At 71.8% G+C, this 17352-nt stretch carries 15 protein-coding genes and 3 pseudogenes; 11 read left to right on the top strand and 7 right to left on the bottom strand.

Features of this window, described 5'->3' with window-relative positions:
* Nucleotides 1–156: 156 nt before the first annotated feature.
* Together ACFZCP_RS40715 and ACFZCP_RS40710 are read left to right on the top strand one after the other, a co-directional pair.
* The gene (locus tag ACFZCP_RS40715; protein ID WP_391440681.1) at nucleotides 157–813 is read left to right on the top strand and encodes a hypothetical protein; all 657 of its coding nucleotides are present in this window, start codon (nucleotides 157–159) and stop codon (nucleotides 811–813) included.
* Between the two features lie 108 nt (nucleotides 814–921).
* Nucleotides 922–1587 carry a class F sortase gene (locus ACFZCP_RS40710; RefSeq protein WP_391440676.1) on the top strand — a complete coding sequence of 222 codons (666 nt, stop codon included), beginning with the start codon at nucleotides 922–924 and terminating at the stop codon, nucleotides 1585–1587.
* Between the two features lie 22 nt (nucleotides 1588–1609).
* On the opposite strand, the gene ACFZCP_RS40705 is transcribed toward ACFZCP_RS40710, so the two are convergent.
* Together ACFZCP_RS40705 and ACFZCP_RS40700 are read right to left on the bottom strand one after the other, a co-directional pair.
* Nucleotides 1610–2797 carry a GDSL-type esterase/lipase family protein gene (locus ACFZCP_RS40705; RefSeq protein WP_391440669.1) on the bottom strand — a complete coding sequence of 396 codons (1188 nt, stop codon included), beginning with the start codon at nucleotides 2795–2797 and terminating at the stop codon, nucleotides 1610–1612.
* Between the two features lie 32 nt (nucleotides 2798–2829).
* Complete coding sequence (locus tag ACFZCP_RS40700) at nucleotides 2830–3399, bottom strand: WHG domain-containing protein (protein ID WP_391440664.1); 570 nt, start codon at nucleotides 3397–3399, stop codon at nucleotides 2830–2832.
* Between the two features lie 582 nt (nucleotides 3400–3981).
* Here ACFZCP_RS40700 and ACFZCP_RS40695 point away from each other — a divergent pair.
* Both ACFZCP_RS40695 and ACFZCP_RS40690 read left to right on the top strand, forming a co-directional pair.
* Nucleotides 3982–4935 carry a LysR substrate-binding domain-containing protein gene (locus ACFZCP_RS40695; RefSeq protein WP_391440656.1) on the top strand — a complete coding sequence of 318 codons (954 nt, stop codon included), beginning with the start codon at nucleotides 3982–3984 and terminating at the stop codon, nucleotides 4933–4935.
* A 147-nt stretch (nucleotides 4936–5082) separates the two neighbouring features.
* Nucleotides 5083–7014, top strand: a complete 1932-nt coding sequence (locus ACFZCP_RS40690; protein WP_391440647.1) for a collagenase — start codon at nucleotides 5083–5085, stop codon at nucleotides 7012–7014.
* A gap of 76 nt (nucleotides 7015–7090) precedes the next feature.
* Here the strand turns inward: ACFZCP_RS40690 and ACFZCP_RS40685 are convergent, their stop codons facing one another.
* On the bottom strand, nucleotides 7091–8536 hold the full coding sequence (locus ACFZCP_RS40685; protein ID WP_362696624.1) for a glyceraldehyde-3-phosphate dehydrogenase: 1446 nt from the start codon (nucleotides 8534–8536) through the stop codon (nucleotides 7091–7093).
* 237 nt (nucleotides 8537–8773) lie between these two features.
* Here ACFZCP_RS40685 and ACFZCP_RS40680 point away from each other — a divergent pair, with 237 nt between their 5' ends.
* From ACFZCP_RS40680 to ACFZCP_RS40660, 5 genes are all read left to right on the top strand, one after another.
* Nucleotides 8774–9982 carry a hypothetical protein gene (locus tag ACFZCP_RS40680; RefSeq protein WP_391440634.1) on the top strand — a complete coding sequence of 403 codons (1209 nt, stop codon included), beginning with the start codon at nucleotides 8774–8776 and terminating at the stop codon, nucleotides 9980–9982.
* A gap of 304 nt (nucleotides 9983–10286) precedes the next feature.
* Nucleotides 10287–10979: an alpha/beta hydrolase gene (locus ACFZCP_RS40675; protein WP_362696692.1), complete on the top strand. Its 693-nt coding sequence runs from the start codon at nucleotides 10287–10289 to the stop codon at nucleotides 10977–10979.
* Between the two features lie 99 nt (nucleotides 10980–11078).
* The gene (locus tag ACFZCP_RS40670) at nucleotides 11079–11399 is read left to right on the top strand and encodes a hypothetical protein (protein ID WP_391440627.1); all 321 of its coding nucleotides are present in this window, start codon (nucleotides 11079–11081) and stop codon (nucleotides 11397–11399) included.
* Nucleotides 11400–11624: 225 nt separating this feature from the next.
* Nucleotides 11625–12455, top strand: coding sequence for a SpoIIE family protein phosphatase (locus ACFZCP_RS40665; RefSeq protein ID WP_391440623.1), 831 nt, complete (start codon nucleotides 11625–11627; stop codon nucleotides 12453–12455).
* A 233-nt stretch (nucleotides 12456–12688) separates the two neighbouring features.
* A complete protein-coding gene (locus ACFZCP_RS40660) occupies nucleotides 12689–13750 on the top strand; it encodes an MASE1 domain-containing protein (protein ID WP_391440618.1) in 1062 nt (353 codons plus the stop codon).
* Between the two features lie 303 nt (nucleotides 13751–14053).
* Here ACFZCP_RS40660 and ACFZCP_RS40655 read toward each other — a convergent pair.
* Nucleotides 14054–14242: pseudogene (locus ACFZCP_RS40655) on the bottom strand (ferredoxin); the annotation flags it as partial.
* A 368-nt stretch (nucleotides 14243–14610) separates the two neighbouring features.
* On the opposite strand from ACFZCP_RS40655, the gene ACFZCP_RS40650 reads away from it, so the two are divergent.
* Both ACFZCP_RS40650 and ACFZCP_RS40645 read left to right on the top strand, forming a co-directional pair.
* On the top strand, nucleotides 14611–15084 hold the full coding sequence (locus tag ACFZCP_RS40650) for a MarR family transcriptional regulator (protein ID WP_391440613.1): 474 nt from the start codon (nucleotides 14611–14613) through the stop codon (nucleotides 15082–15084).
* A gap of 44 nt (nucleotides 15085–15128) precedes the next feature.
* The gene (locus tag ACFZCP_RS40645) at nucleotides 15129–16877 is read left to right on the top strand and encodes an MFS transporter (RefSeq protein ID WP_391440958.1); all 1749 of its coding nucleotides are present in this window, start codon (nucleotides 15129–15131) and stop codon (nucleotides 16875–16877) included.
* On the opposite strand, the pseudogene ACFZCP_RS40640 reads toward ACFZCP_RS40645, so the two are convergent.
* The 3 genes and pseudogenes from ACFZCP_RS40640 to ACFZCP_RS40630 form a co-directional block, all read right to left on the bottom strand.
* Nucleotides 16850–17014, bottom strand: a pseudogene (locus ACFZCP_RS40640) (cation:proton antiporter); the annotation flags it as partial. The gene ACFZCP_RS40645 and the pseudogene ACFZCP_RS40640 sit on opposite strands and share 28 nt — an antisense overlap.
* Nucleotides 16996–17100, bottom strand: a pseudogene (locus ACFZCP_RS40635) (potassium transporter TrkA); the annotation flags it as partial. The pseudogenes ACFZCP_RS40635 and ACFZCP_RS40640, both read right to left, overlap by 19 nt.
* 34 nt (nucleotides 17101–17134) lie before the next feature.
* Nucleotides 17135–17317 (bottom strand): hypothetical protein, encoded by a 183-nt coding sequence (locus ACFZCP_RS40630; protein WP_362696608.1) that lies wholly within the window; start codon nucleotides 17315–17317, stop codon nucleotides 17135–17137.
* Nucleotides 17318–17352: the final 35 nt, after the last annotated feature.

The following is a 17352-nucleotide window of genomic DNA, read 5'->3' as shown; positions in this document are numbered from 1 at the left end:
CCGGCGTGTCGCTGGGACAGACGGGTGGCGCGATGACCCGGCTGGGCCGCCCGGATGGTGCGGCACAGGGGCCTGACTGACGGTGGTTCATGTCGAGGCCGGGTCTCATCAGCTGATGACGTATCCGCTGCCCGGCCACGGCGGAAGGACATCGACATGCGCTCTGCCCGCCTGCTTCTGGCCACGGCGGCCGCCTCGGCCGCCCTGGCCTTCGCTGCGCCCGGCGCCGTGTTCGCCCTAGCGGGGAACGACGGGGGCCGGGACGACTCCTCGTACAACAGTGAGAGCGACTCCGGCCGGGACAAGGGTTCCGGCAGCGACCGTGACAAGGGTTCGGACAGCGACTCGGGTCGTGACAAGGGTTCGGACAGCGGCTCCGGTCGTGACAAGGGTTCGGACAGTGACCGTGACAAGGGCTCCGGGAGGGACCACGACAACGACTACAGCACCGAGCGCGACGACGACAGCAGCCACGGCGGGCCGCGCGGCGGAATGCACACGGGCGGCGGCGCGCTCGCCGCGGTCCGTGGCGGCGACTCCGGCTCCGAGGACGACGACAGCCGGTTCGACCCCGAGACCTACCGGAACAAGGGCGAGGACGGCGACGACGACAGCGGCAGCGACCGCGGCAGCGGGCGCGAGAAGGGCGACCGAAGTGGTGGCGGCGGCCACGACAAGCCGCGGGGCGGCATGCACACCGGCGGAGGCGCCCTCGCCACGCCCGGTGTCACCGCGGGCGGTCTCGGCGTGCTGGCCGTAGGCGCCACCGGCATGTACGCGATGCGCCGCAGGAAGGGTGCGGAGGCGTCCTGACCGGTCTGAAGAGTCCAGGGGATGCGGCCGCCGCCGGTGCGTCCGGTGCCGGCGGTCCGCCCCCTGTCCCGGCCCCTGTGCTGCCGTGCCCTAGTGAGGTGGTGTCCGATGGCAGCAGAACCCTCCGCCGCGTCCCCCGCACCGGCGCCGGGCGAGCAGAACGCCCGCCGCGGTGGATGGCTGACCCTGTGGGGCGTGGTGATCGTCGTCCTCGCCGTCACCCTGTTCGGCGGGCCCCACGGCACCGACGACGCGGCGAACCCGTCCCGCGCCTCGGGCGCGGCCGCCACCCGGGCGGACCCGCAGAAGTCCGACCAGGGGCTGCCCCGCTCCACGCCCCTGCGGCTGCTCATCCCGAAGATCTCCGTGGATGCCCCCTTCACCGCCCTCACCGTCGGTGCCTCCGGTCAGCTGGAACCGCCGCCGGCGGCCAACACCAATCTCGTCGGCTGGTACTCCGAGGGAGTCTCGCCCGGTGAGAAGGGCACCGCGGTCATCGCCGGGCACGTCGACACCGTGACCTCCGCGGCGGTCTTCGCCGGCCTCGACCAACTGGAGAGCGGGGACCGCTTCTCGGTCGACCGGGCCGACGGGAGGACGGCGACCTTCGTCGTGGACGACACGGAGACCTTCGCGAAGGACGACTTCCCGAGCGATCGGGTGTACGCCGACGCATCGCGCCCCGAGGTGCGGCTGATCACCTGCGCGGGGGACTACGACCACGCGGTCGGGGACTACACGGAGAACCTCGTGGTCTTCGCCCATCTCGTGTGACTCCGCCGCCTGCCCGTACGGCTCATTCGGCGCCGTCCGCGAACGGGCCGCCCGGGGCGAAGGCCACTGCGGCGAAGCGCTCGCCGATCCGGCGGTGCGCGGCGGCGTCCGGGTGGAGGTCGTCGGGCAGCGGCAGTTCGGCGAAGTCGGCGTCGCCGTAGAGGTCGAGGCCGTCGAGGTGGTGAAGGTGCGGGTCCTCGGCCGCACGCTCGCGCACGATCCGGGCCAGTTCCTCCCGGACGACACGCAGGGTCAGCTTCCCGAAGGCGCGCTCCGCCGGGTCCCCGGCGGCCCGGAACCGCAACCGGCCCGTGGACAGAGCGGTGAGGTCCGGGGCGCTCGGACCCGGTGTGTCCTCGTGGATGGGGCACAGGATCGGCGAGACCACGAGCAGCGGCGTGTCCGGGTGGCCTTCGCGGACGGTGTCGAGGAAGCCGTGGACGGCGGGTCCGAAGGCGCGCAGCCGCATCAGGTCGGCGTTGACCAGATTGATGCCGAGCTTGACGCTGATCAGGTCGGCGGGAGTGTCGCGCAGCGCGCGGGCGGTGAACGGGTCGAGAAGCGCACTGCCGCTGAGGCCCAGATTGATCAGCTCCACCCCGCCGAGGGAGGCGGCGAGCGCCGGCCAGGTGGTGGTGGGACTCGCGGCGTCGGAGCCGTGGCTGATCGAGCTGCCGTGGTGCAGCCACACCCTGCGGCCCGGGTCCGGTACGGGTTCGACGGGCGCGTCGGTGCGCAGGGCGACCAGTTCGGTCGTCTCGTTGTGCGGCAGCCAGATCTCGACGTCCTTGTCCCCACCGGGCAGACCGGTGAAGCGGGCGGTGCCGACCGGGCCGGGCCGGTGCTCGGTGGTTCCGGTGGTCATGTCGATGGTCAGGGTGGCGCCGCCGGTGACCGAGGCGCTGCCGGCCGGGTGTCCGTCGACGAGCAGGTCGTACACGCCGTCCGGGCGCGGCGGGGCGCCGACGTAGACCCGCCTGGTGGGCAGCGTGTCGAGTTCGACGGCGGTGGCCCGGGTGCGGAAGACCAGGCGCACGCCGGAGGGCTGGGACTCCGCCATCTGCAGCTGCGGGTCGGCGCACTGGGCGCGGGCCCGCGCGGGCAGCCGGTGCGGCAGCAGCCCGCGTCCGGTGCGCTCCAGATCGAGGGCGCCGCGGACGAGGTCTGCGGTCAGGGGCGTCGTGATCCAGTCGTGCCGGGTGGGAGACATGGTGCGTACCTGTCGTTCGAGGGGGGGCGGGGTCAGGGCGTCGGCCAGTTGCGCAGCAAGGTGTCGAGGGCGTCCAGGATCCGGGTCCACGACTCCTGCGAGTCGGGGGCGCTGTGGCTGAATCCACCGGCCGCCTCCAGGCTCACGTAGCCGTGGAACACGCTGCCCAGCAGCCGTACGGCATGGGTCTCGTCGGGCTCGGTCAGCTGGTAGCCGCGCAGGAGCGCGCGGGTCATCTGCGCGTGCCGGCCGCCGGCGCTCGCTGCGGCCGTCTGCGGGTCCAGCCGGAACCGGGCCGCCTCGTAACGGCCCGGGTGCTCCCGTGCGTAGTCGCGGTAGACGTCGGCGAAGGCGGTGAGGGCGTCCTTGCCCGCCCGGCCGGCCAGTGCGTCGGCGGCGCGGTCGGCGAGTTCCTCCAGTGCGAGCAGGGCGATCCGGGTCTTCAGGTCCTGGGAGTTCTTCAGGTGCGAGTAGAGGCTGGCGACCTTGACGTCGAAACGGCGGGCCAGCGCGGACACCGTCACCTGGCCGAAGCCGACCTCGTCGGCCAGCTCCGCTCCCGCCCGGACCAGACGTTCCGTGGTCAGACCTGCTCGCACCATAGCTTTCCTCCTAGGAGCCGAAAATCATTATGCGTCTGCCTAAAGTATTTAGGCAAATCGAATTATGTTGTAGGCAGAGCCTGTGGTCTTGTCGTGTCGGAGGAGGGGCGGCCGGGCGTGAGCACCCGCTTCTTCGGGGGTACTTGGCAGCCCTGCCCGGCCGGGAGAGGGTGATGTGCGAGGTCAGGGGCTGCCGAGCGGGGGAAACGGGGGAGGAGACCGTGCTTCGGCAGGCCGGCCCGGCCGGGACGAGGCGCTCCGAGCGGCGATGGCCCCAGCCGGACCGGGGAGCCGGAACATCGGACCAGTGTGGCGGGGGTACGGGGGCGCCACTGACGGGCGAGTCGGCCGGCCGGGCGGGATCCGCCGAGGACGCGGACCTGCTCGACGTCGTGCGCAGGGGGAGCGCCCGGACCCGGCCGACCCGCGCCCCGTGCCCGTGAGGGCACAATGGAACGCTTCCGCCTGGCCGGCCGCGCGACCACGGCCGGCCAGGGCGGTGAGGCCCGGTTTCCCGAGAGACGGACAATCTCCCGGAACGGGTTGTGGGACGGGTCGTGCGACGGAACGGGGAGTGGACCGATGGAGCTGGAGCTTCGGCATCTGCGGGTGCTGTGCGCGATCGCCGACGCGGGCAGCGTGGGCCGCGCCGCCACGCAGCTCGGCTACTCGCAGCCCGCCGTGAGCACCCAGCTCCGGCGCATCGAGCGCCACCTGGGCGAGCCGCTCTTCGAGCGGAGCGCGAGCGGCGTGCGGCCGACCCGGTACGGCGCCGAGGTCGTGGCGCAGGCCCGGGACGTCCTGGCCCGCGCCGACGCCATCGGCCACCGCCCGCCCGCCGGCCCGGACCGCCGTACCCTGCGCGTCGCCGCGACCAACTCACCGATGCTCTCGGGCACCGTCTCCCGGGTCCGCACCCGGCTGCCGGAACTGAACCTCTCCGTGACCAGCGTCTACGCCTCCTCGCGGATCGTGGAACTGCTGGAGGACGGAGCCGTGGACGCGGCCATAGCCGCCGACTACCCAGGCATGGAACTGCGCCACTCGGCCTCCGTCCGGCACCGCGGGATCGTCACCGAGCCCACGTTCGTCGCCCTGCCCGCGCGGCACCGGCTGCGCCAGTGCGCCCAGGTGCAGCTGGCCGATCTGGCCGAGGACGCGTGGTTCGTGACCCCGGACGACGGCGCGGGCTGGCCCGGGGTGTTCTACGACGCCTGCGAGGCGGCCGGGTTCACCCCGGTCACCGTGCACGAGTTCCTCGGCGACCAGACGCAGCTGCAGAGCATGATCGCCGACGGGCTCGGTGTCTCCCTCGTGCAGCCGACCCTGCGCCCGATCCCGCACGTCGTGGTCAAGCCGCTGGCAGGCTCCCCGTTGTGGTGCCGGTACGTGCTGGCCTGGCGGCCCGGCACCGTCACCGACGACGTGGCCGAGGCGCTGCTCCAGTCGGCCACCGCCGCCTACCGTGATCTGGTCGCCCAGGCACCCCACTTGAGGACCTGGGCCGCTCGCACCTGGAGTGCCGCAGGGGCGTAGCGGGACCCAGGCGCAGGTCCGCGATGTTATGGGTCGTCGGTGCCATGTGCTATGTCACACGGCATTGTTGGTGTGCAGACGCGCTGGGACAGTGCCTCATACGCCTCAACACCCCACAGAGGCGCATCCCTTCGTGGAGGAACCCCGATGCGCTATCGCTTCGCGCTGCCCAGACGCATGATCGGAGCCGCCGCCGTCTGCGTCACCGTGGCCGGCCTGCTCTCGACACCGGCGCTGGCCGCGCCCCGGCCGCACGCCGGTACGGACGCCCCCGCCGCCGCACGGCACATCCCCGCACCGCCGCCCACGGGCCCGACCACCGGTGCCACCGAACGCCCCGCGGCGCAGGCGCGGCACGTCAGCCCCGCCCAACTCCCGCCCCGGGCACCCACGGTGACCCGCAGCAAGGAGAGCGGCCCGCGCGCGGCGAAGGCGGCCTCCTGCACCCCGGCCGACTTCGGCAGCCGTACCGGGTCCGCCCTCGTCTCCTTCGTGAAGGCCGCCACGACGGACTGCGTCAACACCCTCTTCTCGGTCACCGGCAAGGACGCGCACGACATCTTCCGCGAGTCCCAGATGCTGAGCGTCGCGGGCGCCTTCACCCGCACCGCAGGGCAGTACCGCGGCAACAACTCCGCCCACCTGCTCCAGCTCGTCCTCTTCCTGCGTGCCGGCTACTACGTCCAGTACAACCACTCCGGTGACGTGGGGCCGTACTCCTCCCGGCTCACCGGCGCCACCACCGCCGGCCTGGACACCTTCTTCGACCGGCGCCACTCCGAGGACGTCACGGCCGCCAACGGCGACATCCTCGGCGAGGTCGTCATCCTCACCGACAGCGTCGACCAGCAGGGCCGCTACCTCGATGTCTACCAGCGCCTGCTGGAGGCCTATGACAGCTCCTACGACGCCATCGACAGCATGGTCAGGGCCGTCAACGACGTGTACACCCCGCTGTGGCGCGGCAACTGGAACCCGGACTACGTGACCGCGGTCGCCGCCGATCCGTCCATCGCGGACACCCTGCACGACTTCGCCCTGGACCACACCGGCCTGCTCGGCACCGACGAGGCCTACCTGGACTCCAACGCCGGTATGAACGTGGCCCGTTACGTCGAGCACCCCGAACTCCAGGCGACCGTACGGCCCCTGACCAAGGACCTGCTGGACGAGTCGCAGATGACCGGCCCGACCGCCGGGCTCTGGGTGGCCGTGGCCACGCAGGCGAACGCCTACGACGGCTCCCAGTGCTCCTACTACGACGTCTGCGACCTGGCCGCGAAGCTCACCGCGGCCGCCCTGCCCGTCACCCACCACTGCGACGCGGAGCACACCATCCGCGCCCAGGCCCTCACCGCCGCCGACCTGGACGCCGTGTGCGCCAGCGTGCTCAGCCAGGACGGCTACTTCCGCGGCGTCGTCGGCGCCGGCGGCCCGATACCCGGCCAGTACGTCTCGTCCATCCAGCTCGTGGTCTTCGCCGGCCGCGCCGACTACCAGACCTACGCAGGCGCGATCTACGGCGTCAGCACCGACAACGGCGGCATCACGCTGGACGGGAACCCCTCCGACCCGGGCAACCAGGTGACGTCGATCATGTACCAGAAGGGCACCGACGACGGCTTCGTGGCCCGGATCTGGAACCTCAACCACGAGTACACGCACTTCCTCGACGGTCGCGACGACATGAAGGGCGACTTCCCCCAGCAGATCTCGGTACCGGACATCTGGTGGATCGAGGGCCTGGCCGAGTACGTCTCCTACAGCTACCGGAATCTCGCCGACGACCAGGCCGTCCAGGAGGCCGGCAAGCACACCTACAAGCTGAGCACCCTGTTCGAGAGCACCTACGACAACAGCGACGTGACCCGCACCTACCCGTGGGGCTATCTCGCCGTGCGCTACATGACCGAGCGGCACCCCGACGACATCCGGCGCATGCTCGACCGCTTCCGCGTCGGTGACTACACCGGCGGATACGCGGTCTACCACGACGGCATCGGCACCCGCTACGACGCCGACTTCGACCAGTGGCTCACGGCGTGCGCCGCGGGCGCCTGCGCCACGCCCAGGGCCTGACCGCCCGCCCACGAGCGCAGCGGCCGCCGACCGGAACCCCGGTCGGCGGCCGCTGCGGCGCGCGTGTGTGTGTCCGTCAGACCGCCGTCGACGGGTACGTCGGGTACTCCACGCCCGAGACGTGCTGGACGACCCGGACGACCTGGCACGAGTAGCCGAACTCGTTGTCGTACCAGAGGTAGAGGATCGCGTTGTCGCCCTCGACCTTGAGCGCACCGGCGTCCACGATCGAGGCGTGGCGCGAGCCGATGAAGTCGCTGGAGACCGCGTCGGGTGCCGTGGTGAAGTCGATCTGACGCTTGAGAGGCGAGGTCAGCGACACGTCCCGCAGGTAGTCGTGGACGTCCTCGCGGGTGGTCTCGCGGGCCAGCTGGAGGTTGAGGATCGCGATCGACACGTCCGGCACCGGGACCCGGATCGAGCTGCCGGTGATCCGCGCCTTGAGGTCGGGCAGCGCCTTGGCGACGGCGGAGGCGGCACCGGTCTCGGTGATCACCATGTTCAGCGGCGCGGAGCGGCCCCGGCGCTCGGACTTGTGGTAGTTGTCCAGCAGGTTCTGGTCGTTGGTGAACGAGTGGACCGTCTCCACGTGCCCGCGCAGCACGCCGTACTCGTCGTCCATGGCCTTCAGCGGCGGGACGATCGCGTTGGTGGTGCAGGAGGCGCAGGACAGGATCTGCTCGTCCGGCTTGATCGTGTCGTGGTTGACGCCGTGCACGATGTTCGGCACGTCGCCCTTGCCCGGCGCGGTCAGGACGACCTTCTCGACGCCCGGGCGCAGGTGCTTCGACAGACCCTCGCGGTCGCGCCACTTGCCGGTGTTGTCGATCAGGATGGCGTCGCGGATGCCGTACTCGGTGTAGTCCACGGACGTCGGGTCGTCGGCGTAGATCACCTTGATCGCGTTGCCGTTGGCGACGATCGTGCTGCTGTCCTCGTCCACGGTGATCGTGCCGTGGAACTGGCCGTGGATGGAGTCCCGGCGCAGCAGCGAGGCGCGCTTGACGATGTCCTGCTCTCCGCCACCGCGGACGACGATGGCACGCAGGCGCAGGCCGTTGCCGGAGCCGGCCTTCTCGATCAGGAGACGGGCGACGAGGCGGCCGATGCGGCCGAAGCCGTAGAGGACGACGTCGCGCGGCTCGCGGCGCTCGATCTTGTTGGCGCCGGTGGCGCCGGCGACGGCCTCGGCGGTGAACTCGGCCACGCTCAGGCCACGGTCGTCGGCCTTGTAGGTGGCGGCCAGCATGCCGAGGTCGATCTGGGAGGGCCCGAGGTCGAGGGCGGTCAGCGCCTGGAGGAACGGCATGGTCTCGGTGACCGACAGCTCCGCGCCGGCGATCTGCCGGGCGAAGCGGTGCGTCTTCAGGATGCTGACCACCGACTTGTTCACCAAGGAGCGGCTGTGCAGCAGGACGGTCACGTCCCGCTCACGGTGCAGCTTCCCGATGATCGGGATCATCGACTCCGCGATCTCCTCGCGGGTCTTCCAGTTGGTGAACGAGTCGTCGTTGACAGTCACAGATCTATCTTTCGAGCTAGGCAGCGCTCATATGGTAACCACACCCTACTTACCTTTCGGCCGCGCCCTCCTGCGGGGTGGCCGCAGTATTGATTTGATCTGATTTGTCCGTCAATTTGAGGCTGGTTCATTCCGATTTCACAAGTACGTTGCGGCGATTCCTGAATCAGGGTGGAAGATCGTAAGAAAGCCGGGTTTCGGATTGCATGCCCCTGGCGACGTGACCAAGGTCGGAGGGTGAGCACGTCATCCGTACCCCGGCCCGAGCCGGCCGCGCCGTCCGGTCCCCTCCGCCGCCCCGCACTGCCCCAGGCCGTCCGGCCCCGGGTCCCGCAGGGGGCCCTGCGGGTCCTCGCCCTGTTCGCGGCCGTCCGGCTCGCCGGAATCGTCGCGGTGGTCTTCACCAACCACCTCGCCGGACACCCGCTGTTCCGGAGCCTGGCGCACTCCTGGGACTCCCGCTGGTACCTGCACATCGCCGCCCACGGCTACGGGCACCTCATCTGGATCACCCAGACCGGCGGGGTCCAGGCCGACTGGGCGTTCTTCCCGCTCTACCCCGGACTCATCCGGGCCCTGACCACGGTCCTCCCGCTCACCCCCGGCCAGGCAGCGCTGCTGATCGCCTGGGCCGCCGCGGGCATGGCCGCCTACGGGCTCTACGTCCTTGGCCACCACCTGTACGGGCGGGCCGTCGCCACCGCCCTCGTCGGCCTGTGGGCCGTCCTGCCGCACGCCGTGGAACTGACCATCGCCTACACCGAGTCGCTCTTCGCGGCGCTCGCCGTCTGGTCCCTGTACTGCGTGCTCAAGGGGCGCTGGCTGTGGGCCGGTTCGCTGGCCGCACTGGCGGGCCTGTCCCGGCCGACCGGGTTCGCGGTGGCGGTGGCCGTCGGCGCTGCCGCGGCGCACGAAGTGCTGCGGCAGCGCGGCCGGGTGCCGGCCGGCCTGTGGGTCGGTGCCCTTCTCGCGCCGCTGGGCTGGTTCGGCTACGTGCTCTGGGTGGGGCAGCAGACCGGGGACCCGCTGGGGGGCTACTTCAGGATCCAGAGTGCCTGGGACTCCCGCTTCGACTTCGGCGCCGGTGCCCTGCGCTTCCTCAGGGCGCTGCTCCTGCACGGCGGCGGCTTCGTCTACCCGGCGGCCCTGATGGTGGTCGTGGCCGGCGTCGTCCTGTTCGGGCTGCTCTGCCTGGACCGTGCCCCGCTGGTCCTGGTGGTCTTCGCCGGTGTCCTCGTCCTGCTGGTGATCGGCGGGTCCGGATCCTTCTCGTCCAAGCCGCGCTTCCTGCTGCCCGTCTTCCCGCTGCTGATCCCGCCGGCGCGTGCCTTGGCCCGCAGCTGGCGGGTCCGGCCCGCCCGGGCGCTGCTCGTCGGGGGCGCCCTGGCCGTCGTGTCCCTGCTGTTCGGGGCGTATGTGACGGTGGTGGCCCACTCCCCGCTGTGAGTCCCCGGGGCAGGTACCTGTCCGTCCCCCTCGTCAACGCCCGCCGGAGCAGGTGCCTGTTCGTCCGCAGGGCCAACGCCCGCCCGACCAGGTGCCTGTCCGCAGGGCGGTGGCCCGCCGGGCCCTGTCTCCGCCCGCAGACGATGGCTGCCGGGCAGGTCCTTGTGCGCAGGGCGTGGGGCTGCGTCGTGCGGGCGCTCGGCCTCGGCACGCGAAGGGGCGGGCGCCCGCCGTCCGGTGAGGGTGGAACCGGAGCCGGTCCAATGAAAAGATCACGAGGACCGTGGACCAGAGAGGCGTGTCGATGAAGCTGCACACCCGCGAGTGGGGCACCGGCGACCGGGTCGCCGTCCTGGTCCACGGGATCATGTCCGACCACCGGACCTGGCACCGGGTCGCCCCCGCCCTGGCGGACAAGGGGTACCGGGTCGTCGCCGTGGACCTGCGCGGACACGGAGCGAGCGGCCGCGGGGACTACGGCGCCGAGATATGGGCGGACGACCTCGTGGAAACCCTGCCCCACGGCCCGGAACTGGCGATCGGGCACTCGCTCGGCGCCCTGGCCCTGGCCCTCGCCGTCGAGCGGCTGGCACCGAGCCGAGCCGTCTACTGCGATCCCGCCTGGGAGACGAGAGAGGACATCGCCCTGGTCGCCCGCACGTACGCGGAGGCCAAGCAGATTCCCCGCACCGTGCTGGAACGCTTCAATCCGCGATGGGAACAGGCCGACGTGGACATCGAGGTGGCGACCCTCGCCGCCTGGGACCCGGCGACGACCGACGCCCTCGCCGAGGCCTACGCGGTCGGCCGCACTCCGGCGTGCGCCGCGGTGCCCTCGCTGGTCCTGACGGCCGATCCGAGCGACCTCGTACCCCCCGACCTGGCGGAGGAGCTGACCCGGCGGGGCTTCACCGCCCGCACGGTCCGGGGGGCCGGCCACACCCTGTTCCGGGACGACTTCGACGGCTTCATGGCGGCGCTGGACGGCTGGGTCTGAGGCGGCCGAAAGCTCTTCCGTCCCCCGGGGCGTGTCCCGCAGGCCGCCGTGCGAAGGACCCGAATCGGGGTAGGCGGGGAGTCCGAGGAAAGGAGCGTCATGACGACGTACGTCATCACCGTGCCCGGTACCTTCACCACGGCGGTCGAGGCCGGTACCCGAGCGCAGCTGAGCCGGGCGCTGCGGCCGGCCGATCCGCACACCACGCGGCTGGGCAGCGCCGAGGACCTCGACGCGCTCCACATCAACGAGGACAACACCTTCACCCTGCGCCTGACGGTCGAGGCGGACACCGGCCCCCACGCCGAGGAGGCGGCCCGCAAGCTCGCCGACTCCGCCCTGCGGGACGCGGGACTGGACGAGCGGGCCGCGCCGCTCGGATCCGCCGTGATCACCGGGATCGACGCAGGGTCCGACTGACCGGGCCGGAGCCCGGCGGGCCGATGCAGGACCCGTCCCCGATTCCGATTCGGGTCCGGCGGCCGATTCGGAGCCCTTCCTTCCGAATCGTGGTCCGGCGGGCCGAAGCGGAGCCGGCAGGCAGGACGTGCCGGCGCGGACTCTCCCTGGGGCGAGATCAGCCTGTAAAGGTAAAATCGAGGCGTTTGCCCAGAAGGGCGGCCACTGCCCAGCCGGAAGTGATCGATGCCCAGCAAGCGCTCCACGGACGACAGCGACGAACTGCTGGCCAGACTCGGTTCGCTCACCGCCCAGGCACGCGAGCGCGCGGAGCTGCAGCGCACCCAGGTGGAGCTGGCCATCGCCCTGCAGCGCGGCATGCTGCCCCCTGACCTGCCCTCCGCCCCCGGCCTGCACCTGGCGGTGCGGTACGCGCCCGCCTGCTACGGCCTCAACGTCGGAGGCGACTGGTACGACGCCTTCACCATGCCCGACGGCCGCATCGGGTTGTCCATCGGCGACGTCCAGGGCCACAACATCGAGGCGGCCGCCTTCATGGGCCAGGTCCGGGCCGGGCTGCGGGCCCTTGCCTCCGTCACCGGCGAGCCGGGGGAGCTGCTCGCCCGGCTCAACGAACTGCTCGTCTCCCTCGGCAGTGAGCTGTTCGCCACCTGCACCTTCATGCGTCTCGACCCGGCCACGGGCGTGCTGGAGAGCGCCCGGGCCGGACACATCCCCTTCATCTGGGCCACGGCCGACGGAAAATCCGGCGTGGTGGACGACGAGGGAGGGCCGCCGCTCGGGATCGACACGGGGATGGAGTACCCGGTGACCCGGCACCGGCTCACCACGGGCGGCGTGTTCGTCCTGCTCACCGACGGTGTGGTCGAGGGCCCGTCGCTGAACATCGAGGAGGGCCTCGACCAGGTGGTGCGGCTCGCGGGCATCGCGGCCGTCGCCGGCCTGGAGGCACACGCGCTGGCCGGGGCCGTGATCAAGGGGGCCGAGAGCGTGGGACACGAGGACGACGCGGCCGTCCTCGTCGTGGGCCTCGACGGGCCCGCGGAGCAGTCCTAGCGCCCGCCCGCCCGGCCTGCCTCTGCCGTCCCGGTCGTGCGGCCGGGTGGGCCTGCGGAGCAGCCCCGGGCCCGACGGGTCTTCCGGTCAGCCGGATGCCGGACGGGCCCGCGGAACGGCCCCAGGGCCCGACGGGCCCGCTGTTCAGGCACAAGGCCGGGCGGGCCCGCGGTTCCGCCATAGAGCCGGACGGCCGGTCTCTCGCCTCGCACGCGCGGGGGCATCGGTGTGAGATGGCTGCTGTGGTGGCTCACCTGGATCTGCACCGGCGGGGCGGCTACGCCGTCCAGGTGCTGGCCGTCGCCGCCCTCTACTACGGTGCGGCACGGCTCGGACTGCTGCGCCGGCTCGTCGTCGAGGGCTCCGTGTTCACCCCCATCTGGCCGCCGACCGGTGTCGCCGTGGCCGCCCTGCTCGTCTTCGGGCTGGCCTGCTGGCCGGGCATCGCGCTCGGGTCGTTCTTCGCCGTCCTGTACCTGAGCAGCCCCAGCCCGGACATGCTTGGCTTCGTGTTCGGCAACACCGTCGCGCCCCTGTGCGCGGCACTGCTGCTGCGCCGGACCGGTTTCCGCATCGATCTCGCCCGGCTGCGCGACGGTCTCGCCCTGGTGTTCCTCGGCGCGCTGACCGCCATGCTGGTCAGCTCGACCATCGGCGTCGGCCTCCTCGTCCTCACCGACAAGCTGCCTGCCCCCAGCTTCTGGACCGTGTGGCTGGCCTGGTGGGTGGGAGACGCCATGGGCGTCCTCATCGTCACCCCGCTCCTGCTGCTGCTGTACAAGAGCCGCTGGCCACCGCCCCTGACACGCTGGAAGGAGGCCACGGTGCTGGCCGTCGTGGCCTGCTTCCTCGTACCGCTGTCGGCCTACAGCTCCCTCAGCCTGCTCTTCCTCGTCTATCCGCTCATCATCTGGGCCGCTCTGCGCTTCCAGCTCGCGGGCGGCATGCTGTGCGCGCTGCTGACGTCCGTGCTGGCCACCGTCGCCGCGACGGCGCACGTCGGCGCCTTCGCGGGGCTGAACCGGATCGAGGTCATGGCGAAACTCCAGGCCTTCAACGGCGCGATGGCCCTGACCGCGCTGCTGCTGTCCGCCGTGATCACCGAGCAGCGCAACACCAGACGTTCCGTGGAGCAGGCCTGTCAGGAGCTGGTCGAGGTGCTGGAACACCTGACCGCGGGCGAGACACCGCCGCCCCGCCGGCGGACCGACCGCCACGACGGCCCGGGTGCCCGTACCGACGACCGGCCGCGCACCGACACCGGCGACTGGCCGCGGCAGAGCGGCACCCCGTGAGCCCGTGGAACCGGTGAACGAGGGGTGACCGCACCGGCGCAGGCGTGGCGTCGGCCCGTGGTCACGGCGTGTCGGACGGCCGGCCAGGGGTGCTGGGAGACGATGGGCGACACCCGTACGGGTAAGGGCACGGGCAGGTCCGGAGGGACACGGCGGCATGGAACAGCGGGCGGAACCGGCCGGGCAGGACCGGAAAACCGGCGCGTCCGGTCCCGGCTCCGGCAACCCCGCACGGCACTCCGACGGCACCGATGCACGGCACCCCGATGGCACCGACGTACGGCGTGCGCGGCCACGGCACCGTGGCGCGAGCGGCCTGCGCTGCTCGATGAAGGCCACGTGCCGCCAGGTGCTGCCGCCCAGGCCCTGCGTGTTGTCGTAGGACATGCCGGTGAGCTCCAGGCCGTCCTCCGGGATGGCGTTCCACTCCTTGCAGGCCACCTCGCACGCCTTGCAGCCGATGCAGACGGAGGTGTCGGTGAAGAAGCCCATCCGTGGCGGGGTGTCCGCAGGGCTCGGGGCGCCGGCGATGCCGGCCTCGGGACGGCGGAGGAGGCCGCGCGGTGAGTCGCCGCCCGTGTTCGGGCCGTCATTGCGGATCATGCCCTTTCCTCCTCGCTCCCGGCTCCGCCCTCTCCTGCGGGGCCGCCGGCATGCGCTCCCGATGCTCCCCCCTCCTCCGGCCCGGCGGCACTCGATTCCCGCTCCACCTTCTTCTCGCGCACAGCGCACAGCGCGCGGCTCAGCACAGCTCTGTCGAGCGTGGCACGGGTGCCCTCGCCCCGCGCGTTCGCCGCGGCCCGCCCGATTACTTACACTTGGTTGAACAGTCCAGACTGATAAATCTATGATTAGTAATCATGGACACGGAAGACATATCCGAAGGCGGGATCCGTCCCACGGGCCGGGCGCAGGAGACGGCGGCGCTCGCGGCCGCGCTGCGGCTGGCGATGGGCCGCATCGTGCGCCGGCTGCGCCAGGCACACGCCGTGGGGGACGTGTCCCTCTCCGGGGTGTCCGTGCTGTCCCGGCTGGCGGGCGGCGGACCGGACTCGCCCGGCTCACTCGCCGAACTGGAGCGGGTCAGGCCGCAGGCGATGGCCACCACGCTCGCCGGACTCGAACAGCGCGGGCTGGTCAGCCGCACCCCCGACGCGGCCGACGGACGCCGGTCCATCATGTCGATCACCGACACCGGCCGGACCGTGCTGGAGGAGCGCCGCTCCGAGTCCGTCGACCGGCTCGCCCAGGCCCTGGACCAGTTCACCCCGCAGGAACGTGCGGCGCTCGACGCCGTCCTCCCCCTGCTCGACCGATTGGCGCAGCGGCTGTGACCGGCCACGCGCACGCCCCGCGGGACGGCCGGCACACCGAGGGCCTGCGCTCCCGGCTGCTCGCCCGCTCGGCCCGCCACAGCGACACGCCCCCGGGCCCCGGCTACAAGTGGGTGGCCCTCTCCAACACCACGCTCGGCGTGCTGATCGCCACGATGGACGCCTCCATCGTGATCATCTCCTTGCCGGCCATCTTCCGCGGGATCGGCCTCGACCCCCTCGCCGCGGGCAACATCGGCTATCTGCTGTGGATGATCCTCGGCTATCTGCTGGTCTCGGCCGTGCTCGTCGTCGTCCTCGGCCGGCTCGGTGACATGTTCGGCCGGGTCCGCATCTACAACCTCGGCTTCCTGGTCTTCGCCTGTGCCTCCGTCGCCCTGTCCCTCGACCCGTTCCGGGCCGGCGCGGGCGCGCTGTGGCTGATCCTGTGGCGCGTCGTGCAGGCCTTCGGCGGTTCCATGCTCACCGCCAACTCGGCCGCCATCCTCACCGACGCCTTCCCGGCCCGCCAGCGCGGCACGGCCCTCGGCATCAACCAGATCACCGCGCTCGCCGGGCAGTTCCTCGGCCTGCTCGCGGGCGGCCTGCTCGCCGCGGTCGACTGGCGGGCAGTGTTCTGGGTCAGCGTCCCGGTCAGCGTGACCGGCACCGTCTGGTCGTACCTGAGCCTGCGCGAGACCGCGGCCGGCGAGCGCGGCCGCTTCGACTGGCTGGGCAACCTGACCTTCGCCACCGGCGCCGGAATCCTGCTGGCCGGCATCACCTACGGCATCCAGCCCTACGGCGGTCACCCCACCGGATGGACCAACCCCTGGGTGCTCACGGGCCTGATCGGCGGCGTCCTTCTGCTCCTGGTGTTCTGCCTGGTCGAGAGGCGGGTCGCCGAGCCCATGTTCCAGCTGTCCCTGTTCCGGGTTCGTGCGTTCGCCGCGGGCAACCTGGCGGCCCTGCTGACCGCGATCGCCCGTGGCGGGCTGCAGTTCATGCTCATCATCTGGCTGCAGGGCATCTGGCTGCCGCTGCACGGCTACGACTTCGAGGACACCCCGCTGTGGGCCGGTGTCTTCATGCTGCCGCTGACCCTCGGCTTCCTCATCGCCGGTCCCGTCTCCGGCTACCTCTCGGACCGCTTCGGCGCCCGGATGTTCTCCACGGCCGGCCTGCTCGTCGTCGCCGGTTCCTTCCTCGGCCTGCTGGCACTGCCGGTCGACTTCGACTACGGCCTGTTCGCCGCGCTGCTCTTCCTCAACGGCCTGGGACAGGGCATGTTCTCCGCGCCCAACACCTCGTCCCTCATGGGCAGCGTCCCGGCGCGCTACCGGGGTGTGGCCTCCGGAATGCGCTCCACCTTCCAGAACTCGGGCACGGCCCTGTCCATCGGCGTGTTCTTCTCGCTGATGGTCTCCGGACTGGCCTCCTCGCTGCCGTCGACGCTCAGCGGCGGACTCCAGGCGCACGGAGTGCCCGCCGGCACCGCCCACGAGGTGGCCTCGCTGCCCCCGGTCAGCACCCTCTTCGCGACCTTCCTGGGCAACAACCCCATCGGTCACCTGTTGGGTTCCCACGGCGGACTCGACCACCTGACGGCCGCCCAGCGCGCCACCCTGACCGGGCACACGTTCTTCCCCCGGCTGGTCTCCGGCCCCTTCCATCACGGTCTGACCGTCGTCTTCTGTGTCGCCGCCGGCATGGCCCTCGTCTCGGCCGTCGCCTCCGCCCTGCGCGGAAGCCACGAGCCCGCCGGCGACGACACCCCGAAGGGCTCCTATCCGGCGTACGCCCGCAAGGGGTAGCGGCCCGGGAGGTCTGCTCCAGCAGCGCAGCGTGCGGTCAGCGGTCCGAGGACCACGAGGATGAGGACGTACGCCGTGGCCAGGGGGCCGAGGTCGGAGTCGATCCCCGAGGTCACGGCGAGACCGGCGATGACGAGTGGTGCGCCGGCTTCAGCGCCTCGACCAGCGCCTCGGCCTCCCCGCCGGTCAGCCGGACGGAGAGCGCGCAGGCGTCGGGATCGTCGCCCGGAAGGCCCCGACGGGGCAGAGGGGGATGGTCAACGGGTGAAGCCGGAACTGTCCTCGCGGCCGCCCGGGTCGGGCTGGCAGGTGTGGCACAGTTCGTGATCCCCGTCGCGTGTGACGACAGTTCCCCAGCCGAGGCACTGTGTGCAGTCCCTGGCGAGGTTCGTGTCGGGGCGAGGGGGCAGGACCGGGGTGTGGTGAGCTGTGTGCGCCATACGTCGAGCGGCTCCTTGAGGTCGCGGGATGTCGC

Source organism: Streptomyces sp. NPDC007971, assembly GCF_042958635.1.
Classification (GTDB): domain Bacteria; phylum Actinomycetota; class Actinomycetes; order Streptomycetales; family Streptomycetaceae; genus Streptomyces.
The sequence above is the reverse complement of the archived record's forward strand: the minus strand, read 5'-3'. Positions and strand labels throughout refer to the sequence as shown.

Excerpts from the sequence above, each read along its gene's own strand:
- ACFZCP_RS40650 (WP_391440613.1), top strand. The coding sequence starts at position 14,611 with ATGGACACGGAAGACATATCCGAAGGCGGGATCCGTCCCACGGGCCGG.
- ACFZCP_RS40665 (WP_391440623.1), top strand. The coding sequence starts at position 11,625 with ATGCCCAGCAAGCGCTCCACGGACGACAGCGACGAACTGCTGGCCAGA.
- ACFZCP_RS40690 (WP_391440647.1), top strand. The coding sequence starts at position 5,083 with ATGCGCTATCGCTTCGCGCTGCCCAGACGCATGATCGGAGCCGCCGCC.
- ACFZCP_RS40675 (WP_362696692.1), top strand. The coding sequence starts at position 10,287 with ATGAAGCTGCACACCCGCGAGTGGGGCACCGGCGACCGGGTCGCCGTC.
- ACFZCP_RS40670 (WP_391440627.1), top strand. The coding sequence starts at position 11,079 with ATGACGACGTACGTCATCACCGTGCCCGGTACCTTCACCACGGCGGTC.
- ACFZCP_RS40705 (WP_391440669.1), bottom strand. The coding sequence starts at position 2,797 with ATGTCTCCCACCCGGCACGACTGGATCACGACGCCCCTGACCGCAGAC.
- ACFZCP_RS40660 (WP_391440618.1), top strand. The coding sequence starts at position 12,689 with ATGGCTGCTGTGGTGGCTCACCTGGATCTGCACCGGCGGGGCGGCTAC.
- ACFZCP_RS40700 (WP_391440664.1), bottom strand. The coding sequence starts at position 3,399 with ATGGTGCGAGCAGGTCTGACCACGGAACGTCTGGTCCGGGCGGGAGCG.
- ACFZCP_RS40695 (WP_391440656.1), top strand. The coding sequence starts at position 3,982 with ATGGAGCTGGAGCTTCGGCATCTGCGGGTGCTGTGCGCGATCGCCGAC.
- ACFZCP_RS40710 (WP_391440676.1), top strand. The coding sequence starts at position 922 with ATGGCAGCAGAACCCTCCGCCGCGTCCCCCGCACCGGCGCCGGGCGAG.
- ACFZCP_RS40715 (WP_391440681.1), top strand. The coding sequence starts at position 157 with ATGCGCTCTGCCCGCCTGCTTCTGGCCACGGCGGCCGCCTCGGCCGCC.
- ACFZCP_RS40630 (WP_362696608.1), bottom strand. The coding sequence starts at position 17,317 with ATGGCGCACACAGCTCACCACACCCCGGTCCTGCCCCCTCGCCCCGAC.